At 74.6% G+C, this 19,044-nt stretch carries 16 protein-coding genes; 9 read left to right on the forward strand and 7 right to left on the reverse strand.

What is annotated here, in order from left to right:
• Positions 1-160: 160 nt before the first annotated feature.
• Positions 161-745: a hypothetical protein gene (locus tag ACZ462_RS30240; RefSeq protein WP_467808493.1), complete on the forward strand. Its 585-nt coding sequence runs from the start codon at positions 161-163 to the stop codon at positions 743-745.
• A gap of 116 nt (positions 746-861) precedes the next feature.
• Here the strand turns inward: ACZ462_RS30240 and ACZ462_RS30245 are convergent, their stop codons facing one another.
• From ACZ462_RS30245 to ACZ462_RS30265, 5 genes are all read right to left on the reverse strand, one after another.
• A complete protein-coding gene (locus tag ACZ462_RS30245) occupies positions 862-1,800 on the reverse strand; it encodes a carbohydrate ABC transporter permease (protein ID WP_467808494.1) in 939 nt (312 codons plus the stop codon).
• A complete protein-coding gene (locus ACZ462_RS30250; protein WP_467808495.1) occupies positions 1,797-3,143 on the reverse strand; it encodes an ABC transporter permease in 1,347 nt (448 codons plus the stop codon). Before ACZ462_RS30250 ends, ACZ462_RS30245 begins: the two co-directional genes overlap by 4 nt.
• Positions 3,144-3,151: 8 nt before the next feature.
• Positions 3,152-4,486 carry an ABC transporter substrate-binding protein gene (locus tag ACZ462_RS30255; RefSeq protein WP_467808496.1) on the reverse strand — a complete coding sequence of 445 codons (1,335 nt, stop codon included), beginning with the start codon at positions 4,484-4,486 and terminating at the stop codon, positions 3,152-3,154.
• A 111-nt stretch (positions 4,487-4,597) separates the two neighbouring features.
• On the reverse strand, positions 4,598-6,280 hold the full coding sequence (locus tag ACZ462_RS30260) for a glycoside hydrolase family 13 protein (protein ID WP_467808497.1): 1,683 nt from the start codon (positions 6,278-6,280) through the stop codon (positions 4,598-4,600).
• A gap of 254 nt (positions 6,281-6,534) precedes the next feature.
• Complete coding sequence (locus ACZ462_RS30265; RefSeq protein ID WP_467808498.1) at positions 6,535-7,809, reverse strand: ABC transporter substrate-binding protein; 1,275 nt, start codon at positions 7,807-7,809, stop codon at positions 6,535-6,537.
• Between the two features lie 170 nt (positions 7,810-7,979).
• On the opposite strand from ACZ462_RS30265, the gene ACZ462_RS30270 reads away from it, so the two are divergent.
• From ACZ462_RS30270 to ACZ462_RS30300, 7 genes are all read left to right on the forward strand, one after another.
• Positions 7,980-8,486, forward strand: a complete 507-nt coding sequence (locus tag ACZ462_RS30270) for a PadR family transcriptional regulator (RefSeq protein WP_467808499.1) — start codon at positions 7,980-7,982, stop codon at positions 8,484-8,486.
• Positions 8,483-9,262: an ABC transporter ATP-binding protein gene (locus tag ACZ462_RS30275; protein ID WP_467808501.1), complete on the forward strand. Its 780-nt coding sequence runs from the start codon at positions 8,483-8,485 to the stop codon at positions 9,260-9,262. Before ACZ462_RS30270 ends, ACZ462_RS30275 begins: the two co-directional genes overlap by 4 nt.
• 2 nt (positions 9,263-9,264) lie before the next feature.
• Positions 9,265-11,613 carry an ABC transporter permease gene (locus tag ACZ462_RS30280; protein ID WP_467808502.1) on the forward strand — a complete coding sequence of 783 codons (2,349 nt, stop codon included), beginning with the start codon at positions 9,265-9,267 and terminating at the stop codon, positions 11,611-11,613.
• A 398-nt stretch (positions 11,614-12,011) separates the two neighbouring features.
• On the forward strand, positions 12,012-12,749 hold the full coding sequence (locus ACZ462_RS30285) for a CAP domain-containing protein (protein ID WP_467808504.1): 738 nt from the start codon (positions 12,012-12,014) through the stop codon (positions 12,747-12,749).
• A gap of 183 nt (positions 12,750-12,932) precedes the next feature.
• Positions 12,933-13,367 (forward strand): VOC family protein, encoded by a 435-nt coding sequence (locus ACZ462_RS30290; protein ID WP_467808505.1) that lies wholly within the window; start codon positions 12,933-12,935, stop codon positions 13,365-13,367.
• A gap of 144 nt (positions 13,368-13,511) precedes the next feature.
• Positions 13,512-14,696, forward strand: coding sequence for a tryptophan 2,3-dioxygenase family protein (locus tag ACZ462_RS30295; protein ID WP_467808506.1), 1,185 nt, complete (start codon positions 13,512-13,514; stop codon positions 14,694-14,696).
• A gap of 111 nt (positions 14,697-14,807) precedes the next feature.
• Entirely contained in the window at positions 14,808-15,332 is a 525-nt protein-coding gene (locus ACZ462_RS30300) for a DM13 domain-containing protein (RefSeq protein ID WP_467808507.1), read from the forward strand.
• 22 nt (positions 15,333-15,354) lie between these two features.
• Here the strand turns inward: ACZ462_RS30300 and ACZ462_RS30305 are convergent, their stop codons facing one another.
• Positions 15,355-16,641, reverse strand: coding sequence for a phytase (locus ACZ462_RS30305; RefSeq protein ID WP_467808508.1), 1,287 nt, complete (start codon positions 16,639-16,641; stop codon positions 15,355-15,357).
• A gap of 146 nt (positions 16,642-16,787) precedes the next feature.
• Positions 16,788-17,792, reverse strand: coding sequence for a GNAT family N-acetyltransferase (locus ACZ462_RS30310; protein WP_467808510.1), 1,005 nt, complete (start codon positions 17,790-17,792; stop codon positions 16,788-16,790).
• A gap of 277 nt (positions 17,793-18,069) precedes the next feature.
• Here ACZ462_RS30310 and ACZ462_RS30315 point away from each other — a divergent pair, with 277 nt between their 5' ends.
• Positions 18,070-18,951 (forward strand): 2OG-Fe(II) oxygenase, encoded by an 882-nt coding sequence (locus tag ACZ462_RS30315; protein ID WP_467808511.1) that lies wholly within the window; start codon positions 18,070-18,072, stop codon positions 18,949-18,951.
• Positions 18,952-19,044 lie beyond the last annotated feature (93 nt).

The raw sequence follows: 19,044 nt of genomic DNA on the forward strand, positions 1-19,044 counted from the left end.
CTCCCCACCCGGCAGCTCGACACCTGGAAGAAGCACTACCTCGAAGGCAACTGGCCCGCCCTGATGACCGGCACCAACCCCTTCTGCCCCTGACCACCGGACACCCGACCCCCCGACCCACCAACCGCCCGGACAGCACCAGACCGGCAGGAGAAATGCCATGCACATGCGCTCTTGGAAGTTCCGACTCGGACTCGTCGTCTCCACCGCCCTGATCGGTGCCGGCGCCCTGTCGCCCGCCGCCTCGGCAGCCCCGGTGCAGGCGCCGGAGGCGGCGACGACGGCCCCCGCCGCCGGTGACACGGGCGGCCGCGGGCCGGGCGGGATCGGCGGCCTCGGCCAGATCATCGGCAAGGGGCAGACGGGCACCGGCAACGTCAAGGTCGGCAACGGAACCGTCCGGGTCGGTGACGGCGTGTGCGTGGGCAACTGCAACGGGACCGTCAACGGGACCGGCGGCGGCAACGGCGGCGTCTGCGTCGGCCGCTGCAACGGCAGCGCCAACGGCGGCAACGGCACCGACGGCGGTACGGGGGCCAACGGGACGAACGGCGGCAACGGCGGCGTCTGCGTCGGCTCCTGCCACGGCAGCGTGAACGGCGGCAACGGCGGCAACGGCGGGGCGGCCCCGCCCGGCGGCGACGGCGGGAACGGCGGCCGGGGCGGCAACGGCGGCGTCTGCGTCGGCGCCGGCTGCCAGACCAGCGGCCGCGGCGGCAACGGGGGCAGCGGCGGCGCCGGCTGACCTCCCGAGCCCCCGCCCCGGCCGGACGGGGCGCACCGTACGCGGAAGGACCGCATCGCCATGCGATGCGGTCCTTCCGTATGCCTCCGGGGCGGCCTCCCCCGCGTCGGCGCGGGTCACTTCACGGAGCCGGCCATCACGCCCTGGACGAAGTGCCGCTGGAAGGCGAAGAACACGACGAGCGGGACGACCAGGGACAGGAACGCCCCCGGGGCGAGGACGCCGATGTTGCTGCCGAACTGGCGGATCTGGGACTGGAGCGCGACCGTGAGCGGCTGGGATCCGCTGTCCGCGAAGAGCAGCGCCACGAGCATGTCGTTCCAGACCCAGAGGAACTGGAAGATGGCGAGGCTCGCGATGGCAGGGCGGCCCAGCGGCAGCACGAGGCGGAAGAAGATCCGCCACTCGCTGCCGCCGTCCATCCTCGCGGCCTCCAGCATCTCGCGCGGGATCTCGGCGAAGTAGTTGCGCAGCAGGAAGATCGCGAAGGGCAGTCCGTACGCGACGTGGAAGAGGACCACGCCGGCGACGGTGCCGAACAGCCCGACGGCGCCCATGAGCTTCGCCACCGGCAGCAGCCCGACCTGTACGGGGACGACGAGCAGGCCGACGACCACGAGGAAGACGGCGTCCCTGCCGGGGAACTCCAGCCAGGCGAAGGCGTATCCGGCCAGTGCCGCGATGCCGACGACCAGGGCCGTGGCGGGCACCGAGATCAGCACGGTGTTCCCGAAGGCGGTCGCGATGCCGGAGTCGGCGAGCAGGGCGGTGTAGTTGTCCAAGGACAGCTGGGCCGGGTCGGCGAGCGCCGTCCACCAGCCGCCGGAGGCGTTGTCCTCCTCGGAGCGCATGGAGGAGAGGAACAGGCCGGCGAGCGGGGTGATCCACACGAGGGCGACCAGGACCAGCAGCCCCTGGACGAGGCCGCTGCCGAGGAGGCCGGAGATGCGGGCCCGGCGGCGGGGCGGCCGGGCGGGGGCCGGGGCTGGGGCGGGGCGGGCGTCCGCCGCCTCCCGGGGGGAGGGGCCGCGCTCGATGGTGCCGTGGCTGGTCATGTTCCACTCCTTCGGAACCGCCGGATGTTGAAGACCATTGCGGGGACGACCAGGAGCAGGAGGACGATGCTGAGGGCGCTGCCGAGGCCCTGGTCGTTGCCGCCGCCGAAGGAGACCAGCCACATGCGGGTGGCCAGGACGTTCGCCTCTTCCTGTACGGGGCCGGGCGCGATGATGTAGACGAGGTCGAAGACCTTCATCACGTTGATCACGAGGGTGACGAAGACGACGGTGAGGACGGGCGCGAGCAGCGGCACGGTGATCTTGCGGAATATCTGGCCCTCGCTGGCGCCGTCCATGCGTGCGGCTTCCAGGGCGTCGCGGGGGATGGCGGCGAGTCCGGCGCCGATGAGGACCATCGCGAAGCCGGTCCACACCCACAGGTAGGCGCCGATGACGGCCGGGGTGATCAGGGCCGGGCCCAGCCAGTCCACGCCCTGGTAGGGGGCCGCGAAGTTGGCCGCGGGCAGCCGGACGGTGTAGTCCCCCGGGGCGAGTCCGGTCAGGCGGAACGTGCCGTCGGCGGCGGCGGTGGCGGTCGCCGCGACCTCGCCGTCGCGTACGGCCTCGACCTTCGTCCCGGGCAGGCCCTTCTCCCCCGGGTCGACGGTGCCGGGGGTGCCGGCGCCGCCCGGCGCGAAGTCCAGGTAGACGGTGCCGGTGATCGCGTCCGCGCCGGCCTCGGTGTCCGCCGGTGCGGCGGCGGGCTTCGCGGCCGCGGGCAGGGCGTCCGGGCCGACCCCGACGAGTCCGAGGCCGACCGATCCGCCGGGGCGGACCGTCCCCTCGGTGCTGTACGGGCCGCCGGGTGCGCCCGTCAGGCCGTGGCCCTCGCGGGCGCGGGCCGTGGGGTAGGCGGCTGTGTCCTGGAAGGTGTCGTGGATGCCGACGGCGACGGCGTTGAGGACGCCCCGGTCGGGGTTCTGCTCGTAGGCGAGGCGGAAGATGATCCCGGCGGCGAGGAAGGACACGGCCATCGGGAGGAAGAGGACCAGTTTGAAGGCGGTCGCCCAGCGCACCTTCTCGGTGAGGACGGCGAGGACCAGGCCGAGGCCGGTGAGCAGAGTGGGGGCGACGACGACCCAGATGGTGCTGTTGCGGACGGCCTTGAGGGTGGCGGGGTCCTGGAGGATCGCCGCGTAGTTCCCGACCCCGACGAACCGGTCGCCGCTGGCGTCGAAGAGGCTGCGGCCGAAGGAGAAGAAGACGGGGTAGACGACGAGCGCGCCGAGCAGCAGCAGGGCCGGCAGGACGAAGGCGACCGCGAGGCGGCGCTTCCTCGCCAGGGCCCGGCGCCGCGGGTCGGCCGCGGCACGGGCGGGGGCGGTGGCGGTGGGAGCCATGGGGGGCCTCAGTTCCCGTACGCCTTGGCGGCTTCGGCCTCCAGCTTGGCGGCCGTGCCCTGCGGGTCCGACGGGTCGCGCAGGAAGTCCTGGAGGATCTTCCACTCGCCGGCGCCCTTGGTGCCGCCGAAGGCGGCCGGCGCCTGGTCGGACATGTCGAAGCGGACGGAGTCGCCGGCCTCGACGAGGGAGCGGGCGGTGCTGCGGGTGGTGTCGTCGGCGTAGGCGGCGGGGTCGACCTTGCCGTTCGGGGAGAGGAAGCCGCCGGCGCCGGCCCAGATCGCGGCCGCCTCGGGGCCGGCCAGGAACTCGAGCAGCTCCATGCCGGCCTCGGGGTTCTTGCCCTGCTTGAGGACGACGGCGGCGTCGCCGCCGCTGACGACGGGGGCCTTGCCGCCGTCGACGGCGGGGAACGGGAAGAACTTGGCGTCCTTGCCGGGCGTCTTGCCGAACTGGTCCTTGGCGACGCCGCCGACGAAGTCGCCCTCGTAGACCATGCCGGCCTTGGGCTGGGGGCCGAAGACGTGCTCGACGGAGGTGGGGAAGTCGGTCTGGAGGGCCGTCTGGGCGCCTCCGGCGACGAGCTGCTTGTCCTTGAACAGCTCGCCGAGCGTGGTCAGGGCCCGTACGACGCTGTCGTCCGTCCACTTGATCGTGTGCTGGGCGAGCTGGTCGTACTTCTCGGGCCCGGCCTGGGAGAGGTAGATGTTCTCGAACCAGTCGGTGAGGGTCCAGCCGTCCTCGCCCGCTATCGCGAAGGCCGGGCGGCCGGAGTCGGCGAGGGTGCGGCCGGTCTTCAGCAGGTCGGCGTAGCTCTTGGGCTCGGTGACGCCGGCCTGGGCGAAGGCGTCGGGGGCGTACCAGACGGTGGACTTGTGCGCGGCCTTGAAGTACAGGCCGTAGTAGGTGCCGTCGACGGTGCCGTAGTTGCGCCAGACGGGGGCGAGGGTGTCGCCGGCGGTCTTCGAGGCCTCCTCGGAGAGGGGCTGGAGCCAGCCTTCCTTGGCGAACTGCTTCAGGACCCCCACCTGCGGGACCATCACGACGTCCGGCGCGTTGCCGCCTTCGATCTTGCTGCCGACGAAGGTGGAGACGTTGTCGCCGGAGGGGACGAAGACGGTCTTGGCGCCGGTCTTGGCGGTGAAGGCGTCCAGGACCTTCTTGAAGTTCTTCTGCTCGCTGCCGGTCCAGACGCCGGCGACGGTGACGGTCTGGCCGCTGAGCTCGCCACCGCTCGCGGGGCCGGTGGTGCCGCCGCCGCAGGCGGTGGCGGTGAGGGCGAGGACGAGGGCGGTCGCGGCGGTGAGCGCCGTACGCCGGGCGGTCTTGGCGGGTCGTCGCATGAGGGGGTCCTTTTCGAGGAGGCCGGGCTGAGGACGGTGGATGAGGCGGAGGGCGGAGGGAGGGGAGGCGGCGGGGACGGCCGGCGGGGAGAAGGCCGTCCCCGCGCCGGTTCAGGGGGCCGGGAACTCCCCCGTCCACCAGGCGGCGGTCGCCGCGGGGAGGACGCCGTCGGGGCAGGGGCCGCTCGCGAGCAGCGGCAGCCCGGGGACGGGGGCGGGCACCGGCTCGGTGCCGAAGTTGACGGCGCAGACCAGGCCGTCGCCGCGGACGACGGCGAGGACCTGCGGCGGCGCGTCCAGCCAGCGCAGGGTGCCGTCGCCGAGCTGGGGCAGGCTGCGGCGCAGCTGGAGGCCGTCGCGGTAGAGGTGCCAGAAGGAGCGGGTGTCGGCGAGGGCGCGGTCGGTGGCGTGCTCGGCGAACCACTCGGGCTGCGGCAGCCACGGCCGGGCGCCCTCCGCGGCCTGGGTGAAGCCGAACGGGGAGGCGTGCCCGGACCAGGGCAGCGGCACCCGGCAGCCGTCCCGGACGTGCTTGCGGCTGCCGGTGCGGCGGAAGATCGGGTCGGTGAGGACCTCGTCGGGCAGGTCGAGGACCTCGGGGAGGCCGAGCTCCTCGCCCTGGTAGACGTACGCGGCCCCGGGCAGGGCGAGCATCAGCAGGGCGGCGGCGCGGGCGCGGGCGGCTCCCAGCCCGCTGCCCTCGACGCCGGGCTCGCCCGCGTAGCGGGTGACCGTGCGGACCTGGTCGTGGTTGTTGAGGACCCAGGTGACGGTCGAGCCCGTGCCGGCGATGTCCCGCATCGCCTCGGAGATCGTCGAGCGGAAGGCCTCCGCGTCCCAGGGGGCGCTGAGCAGGTCGAAGAAGAACGCCTGGTGGAGCTCGTCGGCGCGGACGTACGCGGCGTGCTCGCGGGCGGTCGGCACGGAGACCTCGCCGACGAGGAGCCGCTCGTGGCCGTCGCGGGCGGTGTAGTCCTCGCACACGGCGCGCCAGCGGCGCCACACGCCGTGGACCTCGGGCTGGTTCCAGGCGAGCTGGTTGACGGCGTCGCGGGCCCGCTCGTCGGCCTCGGGGTCGTCGGAGTCCGGCAGGTCGGGGTGCTTGAACAGGCCGGCGGCGACGTCGATGCGGAAGCCGTCGACACCGCGGTCCAGCCAGAACCGCAGGATCTGCTCGAAGTCGTCGCCGACGGCCGGGTTCCGCCAGTTCAGGTCGGGCTGCTCGGGGGTGAAGAGGTGCAGGTACCACTCGCCGGGGGTGCCGTCCGGGCCGGTGGTGCGGCTCCAGGCGGGGCCGCCGAACATGGCGCGCCAGTTGTTCGGCGGCTCGGCGCCGTCCGGGCCGCGGCCGGGGGCGAAGTGGAAGCGGGCGCGGGCCGCGCTGCCGGGGGCGGCGGCGAGCGCCTCGCGGAACCAGGGGTGCTCGCTGGAGCAGTGGTTCGGAACGATGTCGAGGAGGACCCGCAGGCCGAGGCGGCGGGCGTCCGCCATCAGCCGGTCGAACTCGGCGAGGTTGCCGTAGACGGGGTCGACGCCGCAGTAGTCGGCGACGTCGTAGCCGTGGTCGTGCTGCGGCGACGGGTAGAACGGGCTGAGCCAGATGCCGTCGACGCCGAGCTTCCTGAGGTAGGGCAGCCCGGCCCGGACGCCGGCCAGGTCGCCGATGCCGTCCCCGGTGCTGTCGAGGAAGCTGCGGACGTAGACCTGGTAGATCACCGCGTCGCGCCACCAGGCATCGCGGGCGGCGGCTGGGCGGGAGGGGAGGCCGGAGTCGGCCGGAAGGGTGCTGAGCATCTCGCGTCGACCTGTTTCTGCTGAATGCGAGAGCGCCCTGATCAGGTGCGCTGTTATGCATGCATGTTAAGTAGCGGCGACCGGAAGGTGTCAACGGTGTGTCCCGAAACTGACTGCTGGGTGGGGTAATTTGCCCCGGCATGGGCGTAATGCACCAGGCGACACACGAAGGGCGCCTACCTAACATGTAAGTAGGCGCCCTGGAGGAGGTGCGGATGGTGGGGAGTGCTCGCCGGCCGCGTCGGCCGCCGCGGTCAGCCCTTGCGGGTGAGCGCCTCGAGCTCGCGCGCGAGACGCGCGACGGCGTCCTCGGGCGTCTGCCGCAGCGCGAGCAGATCCTGCGCCACGGCCTGCACGACGATGCTGACCTGGTCGTAGCGCGGGCTCTTGGGCCGCGGCACCGCCGACAGCACGCTCTCGCGGAGCGTCGGCAGGTACGGGTACGCGCGCACCAGCTCGGGGTCCTCGTACAGGGCGGCCCGCACCGGCGGCAGCGCGCCCTCGGTGAGGACCTTGCGCTGCACCGGTTCGCTGGTGAGGTAGGAGATCAGGTCGGCCGCCGACGCGGGGTGCCGCGAGCGGCTGCTGACCGCGAGGTTGGAGCCGCCGAGCACGCTGGTTCCAGGCCCGTCGGGCCCCGGCAGCGGCACCACGCCGAAGCGGCCCGCGACCTTCGAGTCCGGCCCGCTCGCCTCCGCGTACACGTACGGCCAGTTCCGCAGGAAGAGCAGCCGGCCGTCCTGGAAGGCCCGCCGGGACTCCTCCTCCTTCCAGCCGAGCGCGTCGCGGGGGATCCAGCCCTCCCGGACGCCGTCGGCCAGGAACCGCAGGCCGGCCCGCGCGGCGGGCGAGTCGACGGCCACCCGCGCGCCGTCGTCGCGCAGGACGGCCCCGCCGGCCGAGTGCACGGCCTCGGTGACGTTGACGGTGAGCCCCTCGTAGGGCAGGAACTGGCCCGCGTAGCCGTCGAGCCCGTGCCGCGGGGCGACCTCGGCCGCCTGCCGGGCCAGCTCCGCCCAGGTGCCCGGCGGCTTCTCGCCCTCCCGGTCCAGGACGTCCTTGCGGTAGTAGAGCAGGCCGGCGTTGGTGACGTACGGGACCGCGTACAGCCGGCCCTCGAAGGTGGCCGTGTCGACGACCGGGCGCAGGAAGGACTCCAGCGGGAAGCGGTCGCGCGGCAGCGGGGAGATCCAGCCGGCGGCGGCGAACTCGGAGGTCCAGGCGACGTCGATGTTGAGCACGTCGAAGCGGCTGCTGCCCGAGCGGAGTTCGCTGGTCATCTGGGCGCGGGTCTCGTCCGCGGAGTCGGGCAGCTCGACCAGGGTGACGCGCTCGCCGGGGTGCTGCTCGTTCCACTCGTCGAGGAGCGGGGACAGGTAGTCGGTGAGGTCGCCGGCCGTCGCGAGCGTCAGGGGCCCGCGGGCCGCCGCGTCCGCGCCGGCGCCGCCGCGGGCGCCGAAGCCGGCGTACCCCGCGAGCACCACCGCCGCGACCAGGAGAGCCCTGCCCGCGGCACGCATCCACCGCACAGGTTCCTCCCAGTACACGATCCGGCTGCGTCGCCGACCAGTACGGCCTATATATACCTGTTAGGCATGGGCGATACTAGACGCCCAGGCAGGGCGGGGCGGGAGGCGGTGCCACCGGACCGCCGCAGGGGTCAACGGTCGGCTACGGTGCGGGAAGGAGGGGGGAGGGCGTGCGTCTGCCGCTCCTGGCACTCCTGACCCGCGGCCCCGCCCACGGCTACGAGCTCAAGCAGGACCTTGAGAAGCTCCTGGGCGCCGCGTACCCTCAGCCGAACGTGGGCCAGATCTACGTCACCCTCGGCCGGCTGGAGAAGAGCGGCCTGATCGAGGGCGAGGACGTCGAGCAGTCGGGCCGGCCCAACAAGCGCACCTACCGGCTGACGGACGCCGGGCGCGAGGCCGTGCTCGCCTGGTTCGAGGACACCGCCGAGGAGCCCCGGGTACGGGACGAGTTCTTCATGAAGCTCGCCCTCGCGCCGCAGTCGGGGATGGCCGATCCGATCGCGCTGATCAACCGGCAGCGGCGGCAGTACCTCAACACCATGCGGGACCTGTCGAAGCTGGCCGCTTCCGAGGACCGCGACAACAAGATCTCCCAACTGCTGATCGAGGGCGCCATGCTGCACCTCCAGGCCGACCTCGACTGGCTGGAACGCTGCCAGGAGGAGCTGGAATGAGCGACGACGCCGCCGGCGCCCCTGGCGCGCCCGCGCCCGAGCCCATCGTGCGCGCCGAGGGGCTGACCAAGACGCACCGCGGCGAGGGCGCGCCCGTGCACGCCGTGCGCGGGGTGGACCTGACCGTGCGGCCCGGCGAGTTCGTCGCGGTCACCGGGCCCTCCGGGGCGGGGAAGTCCACGCTGCTGCACCTCATCGGCGGCCTGCAGCGCCCCGACGGCGGGAAGCTGTGGATCGGCGGGCAGCGCGTCGACACCTTCCGCGAGGCCCGCTGGGCGGTCCTGCGGCGCCGCAGCATCGGCGTGGTCTTCCAGTTCTTCAACCTGGTCTCCAACCTGACCGTCGCCGACAACGTCGAACTGCCCGCCCTGCTCGCGGGCGCCTCCCCGAAGGCCGCCCGGGACTCGCGGGCCGAGCTCCTCGCCGAGCTGGGCCTGGAGGGCCGCGAGCGGGCGATGCCGGGCGAGCTGTCCGGCGGCGAGCAGCAGCGGGTCGCGCTCGCCCGCGCGCTGGTCAACCACCCCGCCCTGCTCCTGGCCGACGAGCCGGCCGGCAGCCTCGACAGCAAGGGCACCCGCGAGGTGCTGCGCCTGCTCTCCCGCTTCCACCAGCGCGGCCAGACGATCGTGATGGTGACGCACGACGCCCGCATGGCGAGCGCCGCCGACCGCGTCATCAGCTTCTTCGACGGGCGCATCGCCGACGACGCGCAGCTCGGCGGCGGTCGCCGCGAGAAGCCCGGCGGCGTCTCCCGCGTCCTCGACCTGAAGGAGTGACCGTGCGGGCCACGCTGCGCTGGGCGCACGCCGACTTCCGCGCACACCGCGGCGAAGCCCTCTTCGTCGTCCTCGCCAGTGCCGGGATCATCGCCTCGCTGCTGCTGGCCGGGGCCCTGTTCGGGTACGCCGCGAACCCCTGGCAGCGGATCTTCAACCAGTCCCAGGGCGCCCACGTCTGGCTGCACACCCGCCCCGCGGCCGGCGCCCCGGCCGGCGCGGACGCCGCCGACGCGGAGGCGCTGTCCGGGCTGGACGGGGTCGCCGCGCTGTCGGGGCCGTTCCGCACGGCGGCCGCGACCGCCGAGTCGCGCGGTACGCGGGCCCCGCTGACGCTGCGCGCGGCCGGGGAGGAGCCGCCGCACACCGGTCGGCCGCTCGTCACCGCGGGCGGCTGGCTGCCCGGGGACGGCGGCCCGGCGCCCGGCGCCGTCGTCCTGGAGCGGGACCTCGCGCGGGCGCTGTGGGCCGAGCCGGGCGACACCGTACGCGTCACCGGGCCGGACGGCGCCCCGCACGCGCTGCGGGTGGCCGGGATCGCCGAGACCGCCGAGACCCGCTACCGGCCCGGCGGCGCGCCCGGCCTCGGCTGGGTGTCCCCCGCCACCCTCGACGCGGTCGCCGGAGGGCAGGTCGGGCAGAGCGTCGGGCTGCGCCTGGCGGACCCCGCCGACACCGACTTCACCGTGCAGCGCGCGGTGACCGTGCTCGGCGCCGACCGGGTGGCGCAGGTCGCCAAGTGGCAGCAGGCGCGGGCCGAGGCCGGCGGGGACGACCGGCTCCTCGGTCAGGTCTTCGCCGTGTTCGGGGTGGGCGCGCTGCTCGCGGCGGCCCTCGCCGCGTCCGGGGCCATCGCCGCCCGGGTGCGGGGCCAGCTGCGGGACATCGCCGTCCTGAAGGCCGTCGGGTTCACGCCCGGGCAGGTGACCCGCGGGTTCCTCGTGCAGCACCTGGCCTTCGCCGTCCTCGGCGTGGCCCTCGGCACAGCCGCGATCGGCCTGCTGGGCGCCCGGATACCCGGCCGGATCGGGGAGGCCGCGCAGGTGTGGCCGGACCTGCCGGGCCACACCGCGCTGATGATCGGCGTTCCGTGCGGTGCGGTGCTGCTGATCGCCGCCGCCACCGGGCTGTCGGCGTGGCGGGCCGGGCGCGTCCCGCCGGTGCCGGTGGCGCGGGCCGCGCTGCCGTCCGCGGCGCCGATGACGGCGCTCGGCAGGCGGGCGCTCGGCATGCGCGTGCCGCCCGCACTGGTGCTGGGCTGGCGGGCGGCGTTCCCGCGGCGCGGCAGGACGCTCGCCGCGGTGGCCCGGCTCGCGCTGCCGCTGGCCCTGGTCACCGTCGCCCTGGTCGCGTGGTCGACGCTGGACCAGTTCCGCAGCCGGCCCGCGCAGGTCGGCCTGGCGGCCGCGCTGACCGTACGGGCCCAGCAGCCCGCAGGGCCGTCCGACTCCGAGGCGGAGCGGATCCTCGCAGCCGTCCCCGGGGTCGCGTCGGTCCATCCGGGCGCCGAGATGGCGGCGCTCGTACCGGGGCAGACCGGCACGATCACGCTCCGCGGGCTGGGCACGGCCCGCGAGCCCTACCCATCCGCGGTGGTGGAGGGCAGGGCCGCCGGCGGGCCCGACGAGGCCGTGGCCGGGCAGGGGCTGCTGGACCTGCTGGGGGTGCGGGTCGGGGACTGGGTGCGGATGACCGTCGCGGGGCGCCCGCAGATCCTCCACGTCGTCGGCCGGACCATCGAGCCGGAGTCCGGCGGCCGGGTCATCACCACGACCATGGACGCGCTGCGCGAGCGGGATCCGCGGCTGCGCCCCGACCACCACGCCCTGGTACTGCGCGACGGCGCCGACCCGCGGGAGGTCCGGGACGCCGTCGGCCGGGCGGCGGCGGGAGCGCTGGAGGTCCGGCAGGCCCCGAGCCCTGTCGAAGGGCTGGCGCCCGCCCGCGCGGTGATCGCCGCCCTGGTCGGGGTGCTGGCGCTGATCGGCCTGACGGAGGTGCTGACGCTGGTCAGCACGGGCGTCCGGGACCGCGGCCGGGACCTGCTGGCGCTGAAGGCGATCGGGCTGACGCCCCGGCAGATCAGCGCGACGATCGTCACGGCCGCCGGGCTGACCGCGCTGGCGGCCGCCCTGGTGGGGACGGCGGCGGGCGCCCTCGGCGGGGTCCTGCTCGTGGACCTGCAGGCCGCGTCGAGCGGCATCGGCGCCGGCATCGCCCGCCTGCCGCAGGTGCCGGTCCTGGCGGCGGTCGTCTGCGCGGCGGTGCTCGGCGCGGCGGCCGCGGCCGTGCTGCCCGCGACCCGCACGGCGCGGCGGCGCCTGGCGGACTCGCTCAGCGAAACCCTCTGAAACCCCGCGGCCCCCGAATGGTTCCGTGACATACGTCACGGCGTTCCGGCGGGCCGCGGCGGCTTCCCCGCCGGGCCGGGCGATCGACATATCCATACTTGTCCCTTTTGGAAGCGACATTCCCCTCTCCTGCGGAAAAGGAATTCGCGGCGGTTCGACTCGTCACCGGGACTCCACTGCTCAGCGCATGTCCTGGCAGGTCATCAGACGGGGGCGGAATGACGGAACCTGCCGCCATACATGATCGGCGACGTAATTCAAGCCGCGTTCCGGATCTCTCTCGGAAATGAGTCGGTGGAACTTGCCAGCGCCTTGCCGGGCTTCTGAGAATGGCCACTCCTCCGGCGCCGGGTTCCGTCACCGCCGCCGGAAGCTTCGCGATCACCGAATGAGGTCACATGCAGAAGCACCGGAAGAAGAAAAAGCCCTACAGGAAAATAGCCGTCGCCCTCGGCGCCGCGGGAATCCTGGGCGTGCCGACCGCGGCGATGGCCTGCTTCGACACGCAGGACGCGCCCCGCCCCCGGGCCGCCGAGCGGTACGAGTACCGCGCCTGGCAGCACACCGCCGCAGAGGCCGCCCCCGCGGCGCCCGAGGCCCCGGCGGCCCCCGCCGTGCAGGACGCGCCCGCTCCCGCCGCCCCCGTCGCGCAGAAGCCCGCGCCCGTCCGCGAGCGCCCTGCGCCGCCGCCGACCGCCCAGCCGGAACCGCAGGCCCCGGCAGCTCCCGAGCCCGCCCAGCCCACCGCCGCGCCCGACTCAGGCGCCGCCGCGCAGATCCTCGCGCTCGTCAACAAGGAGCGCGCGGCCGCCGGCTGCCCGGCCCTCACCCTGAACGAGCAGCTGACCAAGGCGGCCCAGGCCCACAGCGAGGACATGGCGAGCCACGCCACCATGTCCCACACCGGGTCCGACGGGTCCGACCCGGGCCTGCGCATCACGCGCGCCGGATACGAGTGGCGCACGTACGGCGAGAACGTCGCCTACGGCTACAGCACCGCCGAGCAGGTCATGCAGGGCTGGATGAACAGCCCCGGCCACCGGCAGAACATCCTCAACTGCGCGTTCAAGGAAATCGGCGTCGGCCTGGCCCAGCCGAACCACTACTGGACCCAGGACTTCGGCGCCTCCCGCTGAAGCCCCTCCCCCACACGATTCGGGAACGGTTCCGTTTCCGAATCCGAGGGAGCTCGGAACCCGCCCCGCCGATCCTTCCGATCGGCGGGGCCCGCGCATTTCCCGTTCGGGCGGCTCCGGCGGGCCGCGGGGCGGTCCGGAAACCGGTCGCAGGCCTGTCCGGCATGCCGCTAGGGTGGCCCGATGTCTGCGATCAAGAAGTTTCAGGTGACCTTCGACTGTGCGGATCCGGAGCGGCTCGCTCGTTTCTGGTGCGAGGTGCTGGGCTATGTCCCGCAGGCGCCGCCCGAAGGGTTTGCCACATGGGACGAATTCGCGCGGTCGCGGCCGGACGGGGAGCCCGTCGCCTGGTTCTCGTGCAGTGATCCCTCGGGCGTGGGCGCGCGGCTGCTGTTCCAGCGCGTCCCCGAGGGCAAGGCCGCCAAGAACCGGCTGCATCTCGACGTGCGGGTCGGCACCGGGCTTGTCGGGGACGAGCGGCTCGCCGTGCTCGAAGCCGAATGCGCGCGGCTGGTCGCCCTCGGCGCGGTCCGCATCCGCCTCATGCCGGCCGACGGGGAGAACGAGTCGTGCCTCGTCATGCAGGACATCGAGGGCAACGAGTTCTGCCTCGACTGACCGCCCCCGGGGTGGGCAGCCGGCCCCGTTGTCAAGCCACGGGAATCCGAGTCCTGACCGGGCGGCGTCCGGTGCCGCCTAATCGAAGTCTCCCCACCCCCCGCCGAGCGGCGGGGGTCCCGACCCAGCGAGGAGACGAGGGCCATGACGACGCACTGCCGCACCCACCGGTTCACCGGCGACGGAATCCACCTGGCGCAGCGGGTGACGGAGGAGGTGCGCCGGACCGGGAAGCACTTCCTGCCGCAGCCCCTGCTGGAGCGGCTCAGCGCCTTCCGGTCCTGCCCGTCGGTGTCCGGCAGCCCCTTCGTCCGCGCCTTCCTGGACTGCGTCCTCGACAAGCACGACGGGGTGTACGGGAACCGCACCTACCTCGCGCTTCCCGTGCTGGAGCTGGTCCTGGACGGGAGGGGCGGCGCGCCCGGCCCGGACCGGCTGGCCACGCTCCTGATCGCCGACGCCGCCCGCTTCGAGATCACGGCGGCGGTCGACGGCGGGGACCGCTCGGACCGGGATCCGCCCGATCCGGCCGTCCTGCGCAAGCGGCTGAGGCACGCACTGCGGTTCGCCGCCCCGGATCTCGCCGACGGCGCCGGGCCCGGCGGCGCCTGCCCGTCCGGGACGCGGTGGAGCGACATCGCCGACGCGCTGCCGCGTCCGCCCGCGACGGGCGCCGGCTGCTGGTTCGACGTGACCGTGCAGCCCGTGTACGTCCTGCACGACGAGTACTTCTTCATCCGCGCGCTCCAGGCGCACGAGATGCTCTTCACGGCGATCGCCGCCGAGGTGCGGTCGGCCGTCGCGGCGCTGCGGGACGGCCGCCCTGCCGCGGCCGCGGAGCAGGTGGACAGGGCGGCCGACCTGGTCGGCCGGGCCTCCGCGCTCTTCCGGCTCGTCGCCACGATGCGCCCGGGGCACTTCTCGTCCTTCCGGCGGTTCACCCAGGGTGCCAGCGCCATCCAGTCCGAGCAGTACAAGCGGTTCGAGGTCCTCTGCGGGACGCCGCCCGCCGCCCGGCTGGCGTCGGCCGCTTTCGCGGACGTCCCCGCGGTGCGGGCCGAGGCGGAGGACCCCGGCCTGGACACCCTGACCCGCGCCTATGTCGACCTGCGCCGCACGAGCCGCGTCGACTTTCGGGAGTGGGGCCTGCTGCACGGCGCGATCGGCCGGCTGGAGGACCGCCACCAGCGCTGGAAGGCGACCCACCGGAGCATCGCGGCGCGCCTGCTGGGCAGCGCGGGCGGTTCGGGTTACACCGACGGCGTCCCCTACCTGGAGGGATGCCTGCGCAACCGGCTCTTCTGGCAGCTCGGCCAGAAGGCCGCCTGACAGTGAGGATGTACGTGAGCGTTCCCCGGGGGGCAGACAGCCTTCCGGAGCGCACTGCGGCGGAAACGGAGAGGACGTTCCATGCCGGCTCTCGGGAGCGGAAGGCGGAGGATGCTGATCGGCCTCGCGGTCGCCGGCGTCGCCGCCGCCGCGTTCGGCGCGTACTGGTTCCAGCCCTGGAGGCTGTGGACGGACCGCACCCTGCGCGAGGCGCTGCCGAGCGCCACGGCCGCCCCCTCCCCCACGGCCGGCGGTGGGACCGCGCCGGCCGCCCCGGCCGGCCCCCAGACCGTGGCGGCCGGCCGGTTCGTCAGCCACGAGCACACCACCACGGGGTCGGTGAAGCTCCTCCGGCTGGCCGACGGCTCGTACACGCTGCGCCTGGAGGGCCTGGAGACGAGCGACGGGCCGGCCCTGTACGTGTGGCTGACCGACGCACCGGTCAAGGAGGGCCGGGACGGCTGGCACGTCTTCGACGACGGCCGGCACCTCAGCCTCGGCCGGCTCAAGGCCAACAAGGGCGACCAGAACTATCCCCTGCCGGCCGGGACCGACCCCGCGGGGTACACCAGCGTCAGCATCTGGTGCGACCGCTTCGACGTGTCCTTCGGCGCGGCGGCCCTCGGCACGGCCTGACCGCCCCGCCGCCGGCGTCCGGTCAGTCGAGGGCCTTGCGGACCTCGCCCAGGTCGACGAACTTGAAGCCGGTGGCCTCGCGGGCGCCGTCGCCGGGGGTCTCGCGGCCGTCCTGCACGACCAGCAGCCCGTTGGGGTACCGGGCGCCGAGCGGTGCGTTCAGGGCGGCGGCCCCGTCGCAGGCCTCCGAGCCGTCGAGGGCCGCCGAGGCCGCGGTGATGCGGAAGGAGCCCTCGTACTCGTTGTCGTCCCCGAGTTCCCGGTCGTAGGCGACGAACCGGTTGTCGCCTTGGCTGGAGGCCAGGAGGTAGCCGTCGCCGTCGGGCTCGGCGACCAGCGTCAGCCCCTCGACGTCGGCCGTCAGGCGCCTGCCGCCGTAGCCGGGGTCGGCGCCCGGCGTGCACTCCTCGGTCTCCTCGTCGTAGGTGCCGGGGACCCCGTACTCGCGGACCTTGTCCACGAGGTGGGCGGAGCCGGTGAGATCGGCCTTGATCCGCCAGATGCCGACGTCCTCCTGCCCGGCGTAGAGCGTGCCGTTCGCGGGGTCGACGACCATGCCCTCCACCTGCGGCAGCTCGCCGGGCTCGGCGCAGGGCGTCCAGGACGTGCCGTTCGGCAGCCGGAAGGACGACGGCAGGTCGATGGTGCGGACCTGCCGGTAGCCGACGGTGCCGGCGGGGGTCGGCACAAGCTCCAGCAGGGCGATGCTCGTGCGGTTGCGGCGGCTGACAAGCGCGTAGGACCGCCCGGTGCTCCGGTCGGTCCAGGTCGCCAGGCCGTACGCGGTGGCCTGCTCGTTGATCTCCTCCTGCCCACCGGAGAACACGGGCCGTGCCGCGGGGTCGGTGATGTCCGTGAGGGGGCCGCCCGGCCGGTCGCGGTCGATCCGGTGGATCCTCAGCCGGTCGTTGCCGCGGTCGGTGACCACGGCGACGTCGGCGCGCCCGCCGGCGAGGCGCAGCCCGTGCACCAGGTCGACGTTGTTGAAGCGGCCGGGCGCGTCGCCGGCGCCCGGCCCGGCCGGGGCGGGAATCGACTGGAGCTGCCGGGCCTCCAGGTCGTAGACGCGCAGCCCGCCCTTCTTCGCGGTGGCGATGACGAGGCTGCGGCCGGGGTCGGCGGCGTTGCGCCAGATCGCCGGGTCGTCCGCGTCGGCGTCGCCGCCCGGCCCGTCGTCGAACAGGGCCGCGGTCTCGGCCTTCGGGTGGATCTCCCGGACGCCGTGGGCCTCGGCCGGCAGCGACAGCGCGGCGGCCAGGACCGGCCCCAGGACGAGCGCGAAGGCCCGGCCCGCAAGACGTGTCGTCATGTTCCTTCTCCTGTGCGGGGGTTGCATCAGCAGGACGGGAGACACTCTCGCGGCCGGACGGACGGTGCGGGGGGCGGGCGGACAACCGGCAGGTGAATTCGCCGTGGTGCGCGGGTGCGTCCGGCCCCTCTCGCCGCCGGAGCGGGTCACAGCGCGCGGCTGAACTCCCGCCGGCCCGCGACGGCCCGGTACCCGGCGCGCAGGAACGCCTTCGCCATGGCGGAGTTGGCCGCGTCGCAGTCCCCGCGGATCTCGGTGGCGCCGTGCGCGGCGAGAATGCGGGTGCCGCGCACGACGGCCGCTGTGGCGTATCCCTTGCCGCGGTGGGCGGGCGCGACGCCGACGAAGCCGATCACGGCGACGAGCGGGTTCTCGGCGGGCAGGCTGACCACGGCCGGGGTGCCGTCGGCGGCGTCGTAGCCGATCTCCCACCAGGCGGGATCGTGCTTCAGCCGGGCCGTCTCCTCGAAGAGCAGCTCGGCGGCGCGGCGCGCGCCGTGGTCGCGGACGTCGGCGGCGAGGCGGGCGTCCGCCGTGTCCGCGATGAGGGCTTCGAGCGTGGCGGCGAACGGCTCGGGTCCGAGTTCGGCGAGGGAGCGGAAGACGAGCGCGGGGTCGTCCGGGGGCAGGAGGTCCCCGGTGTCCGGGCCGGTGTCCAGGCTGAACCGGCGGCCGTCGCGGATCTGCCGGAAGCCGGCCTGCCGCAGCAGGCCGGCCCTGCGCTCCGGGTCGCGCTGGAACTGGGGGGCCTGGGCGGGTGCGTCCACGACGTGCTCCAGCGCGGTCGCGCCCAGGGCGGAGGCGGTGGCAGCGGCGGCGTCGAGGAGCGCCGCCGCGGTCTCCGGCTCGTCCGCGGGCGCTTCGAACAGCACGACGGCCAGCGGGATCTCCTGCCCGGGGAGGGTCCACAGGACGGCGCTGCCCGCGGGGCGCCCGTCGCCGCCTTCGGCGACGAGGCACCACGCGGGGCGGGTGCACGCGGTATCGAGGAGCCGGGCGAGATAGGCCCGTGTCGCGGTGTTGCGCTCGGGGTCGCCCGGGTGCTCGACGAGCGCGGGCAGCTCGCCGGGGCGGGCCGGGCGAACGAGCCGGGAGGGCCGGCCGGAGGCGGGGCCTGCCGGGGCGGTGCGGTCTGCGGGGGTACGGGTCACGAACTGCCTTGTCGGTACGGCGACGGGGGCCGGTGCTGCCCGGTGACCCTAGCCGCCGGACACGCCGTCGGCCACCGGGTTCGGTCCGTCCGCGTCATGTCCCCAAGGGAGTTGGTTCCTTGGTTCTCCGGCGGGGGCGGATCCGGGTGGGCGTCGCACGGGAGCGTGTCGAGCGCCCGGCGCGCGCCGGGCGGCGGGGCCGCCGGGAACGCGTACTCCCGTGCGCCCCTGCGTGCCCCTGCGGGCGGAGCCGGAAGGGCCCGTACCGTTCGGGGCCATGAGCGGATACGCGATGGAACCGGCCAAGCCGACCAGAATCAGCTTCCAGGCTCTTCCTCCCTCCGACCGGTGGTCCCCCTCGCTCGTCGTCCTGGCGCCCGTCTGCCGGTTCGAAGGCTTCCTCGGCGCCGAGCGCTCCGACGCCCTGCTGGAGTACGCGATATCCCGGCAGGAGGACTTCCGGGCCGGCACGGTGCGCGACCCCCTCACCGGGGAGGTGTCCCGCAAGGGCAGGGACTCGCTGGTCCTGCCCGTCGCCAGCGAGGTGTTCAGCGCGCACCTGGCGGACTGCCTGCCGCTCGTCCAGGAGGTCCTGGGGCAGCGGGCGGTGCTGGACCGGTCGGTGACGGTCCTGACGGCGCACGGCGAGGGCGGGCACTACGGCATCCACACCGACGCGTCCCGGGTCCGCGACGTCGGCACCGCCCTGTCGGCGGTGTACTACCTGCACCGCAGGCCGCGCGGCTTCGGCGGCGGGCGGCTCCGCCTGTACGACACCCTCGTCGACGGCGAGGGCAGGGCGCGGCCGGCGGAGACGTACCGGACCGTCGAGCCGGAGCACGACACCATCGTGTTCTTCCCGTCCTGCGCGTTCCACGAGGTCGTCCCCTCGACCTGCCCGAGCGGCCGGTTCGAGGACCACCGCTTCACGCTGACGACGTGGATCTCCGACCGGGAGCCCGGGCCGGAGGCGGCTGCCCCGCGGGAGGCGGCGGGGGCGGGCCCGTGGCAGTGGATGGCCCGTGCCGCCGAGGGCACGCGCCCGCTCGGGGAGCACGGGCACGACCACGACGGGGCGGCCCCCGTCCCACTGCCACCGCCCGGCCCGGCGGCCCGCCGCCTGGTCACCGCCCCGCGGACCGCGGAACACGGCGGCTGACGGCAGCCGGCCCGGCGCCACCGCGCCGCGCAGGCGGTCTCCGCACGCGCGGCGCGGTGACTCCCCCAAGCGCCTTTGGGCGACGGCGTGTTC

Source organism: Streptomyces sp. NPDC031121 (assembly GCF_055570615.1).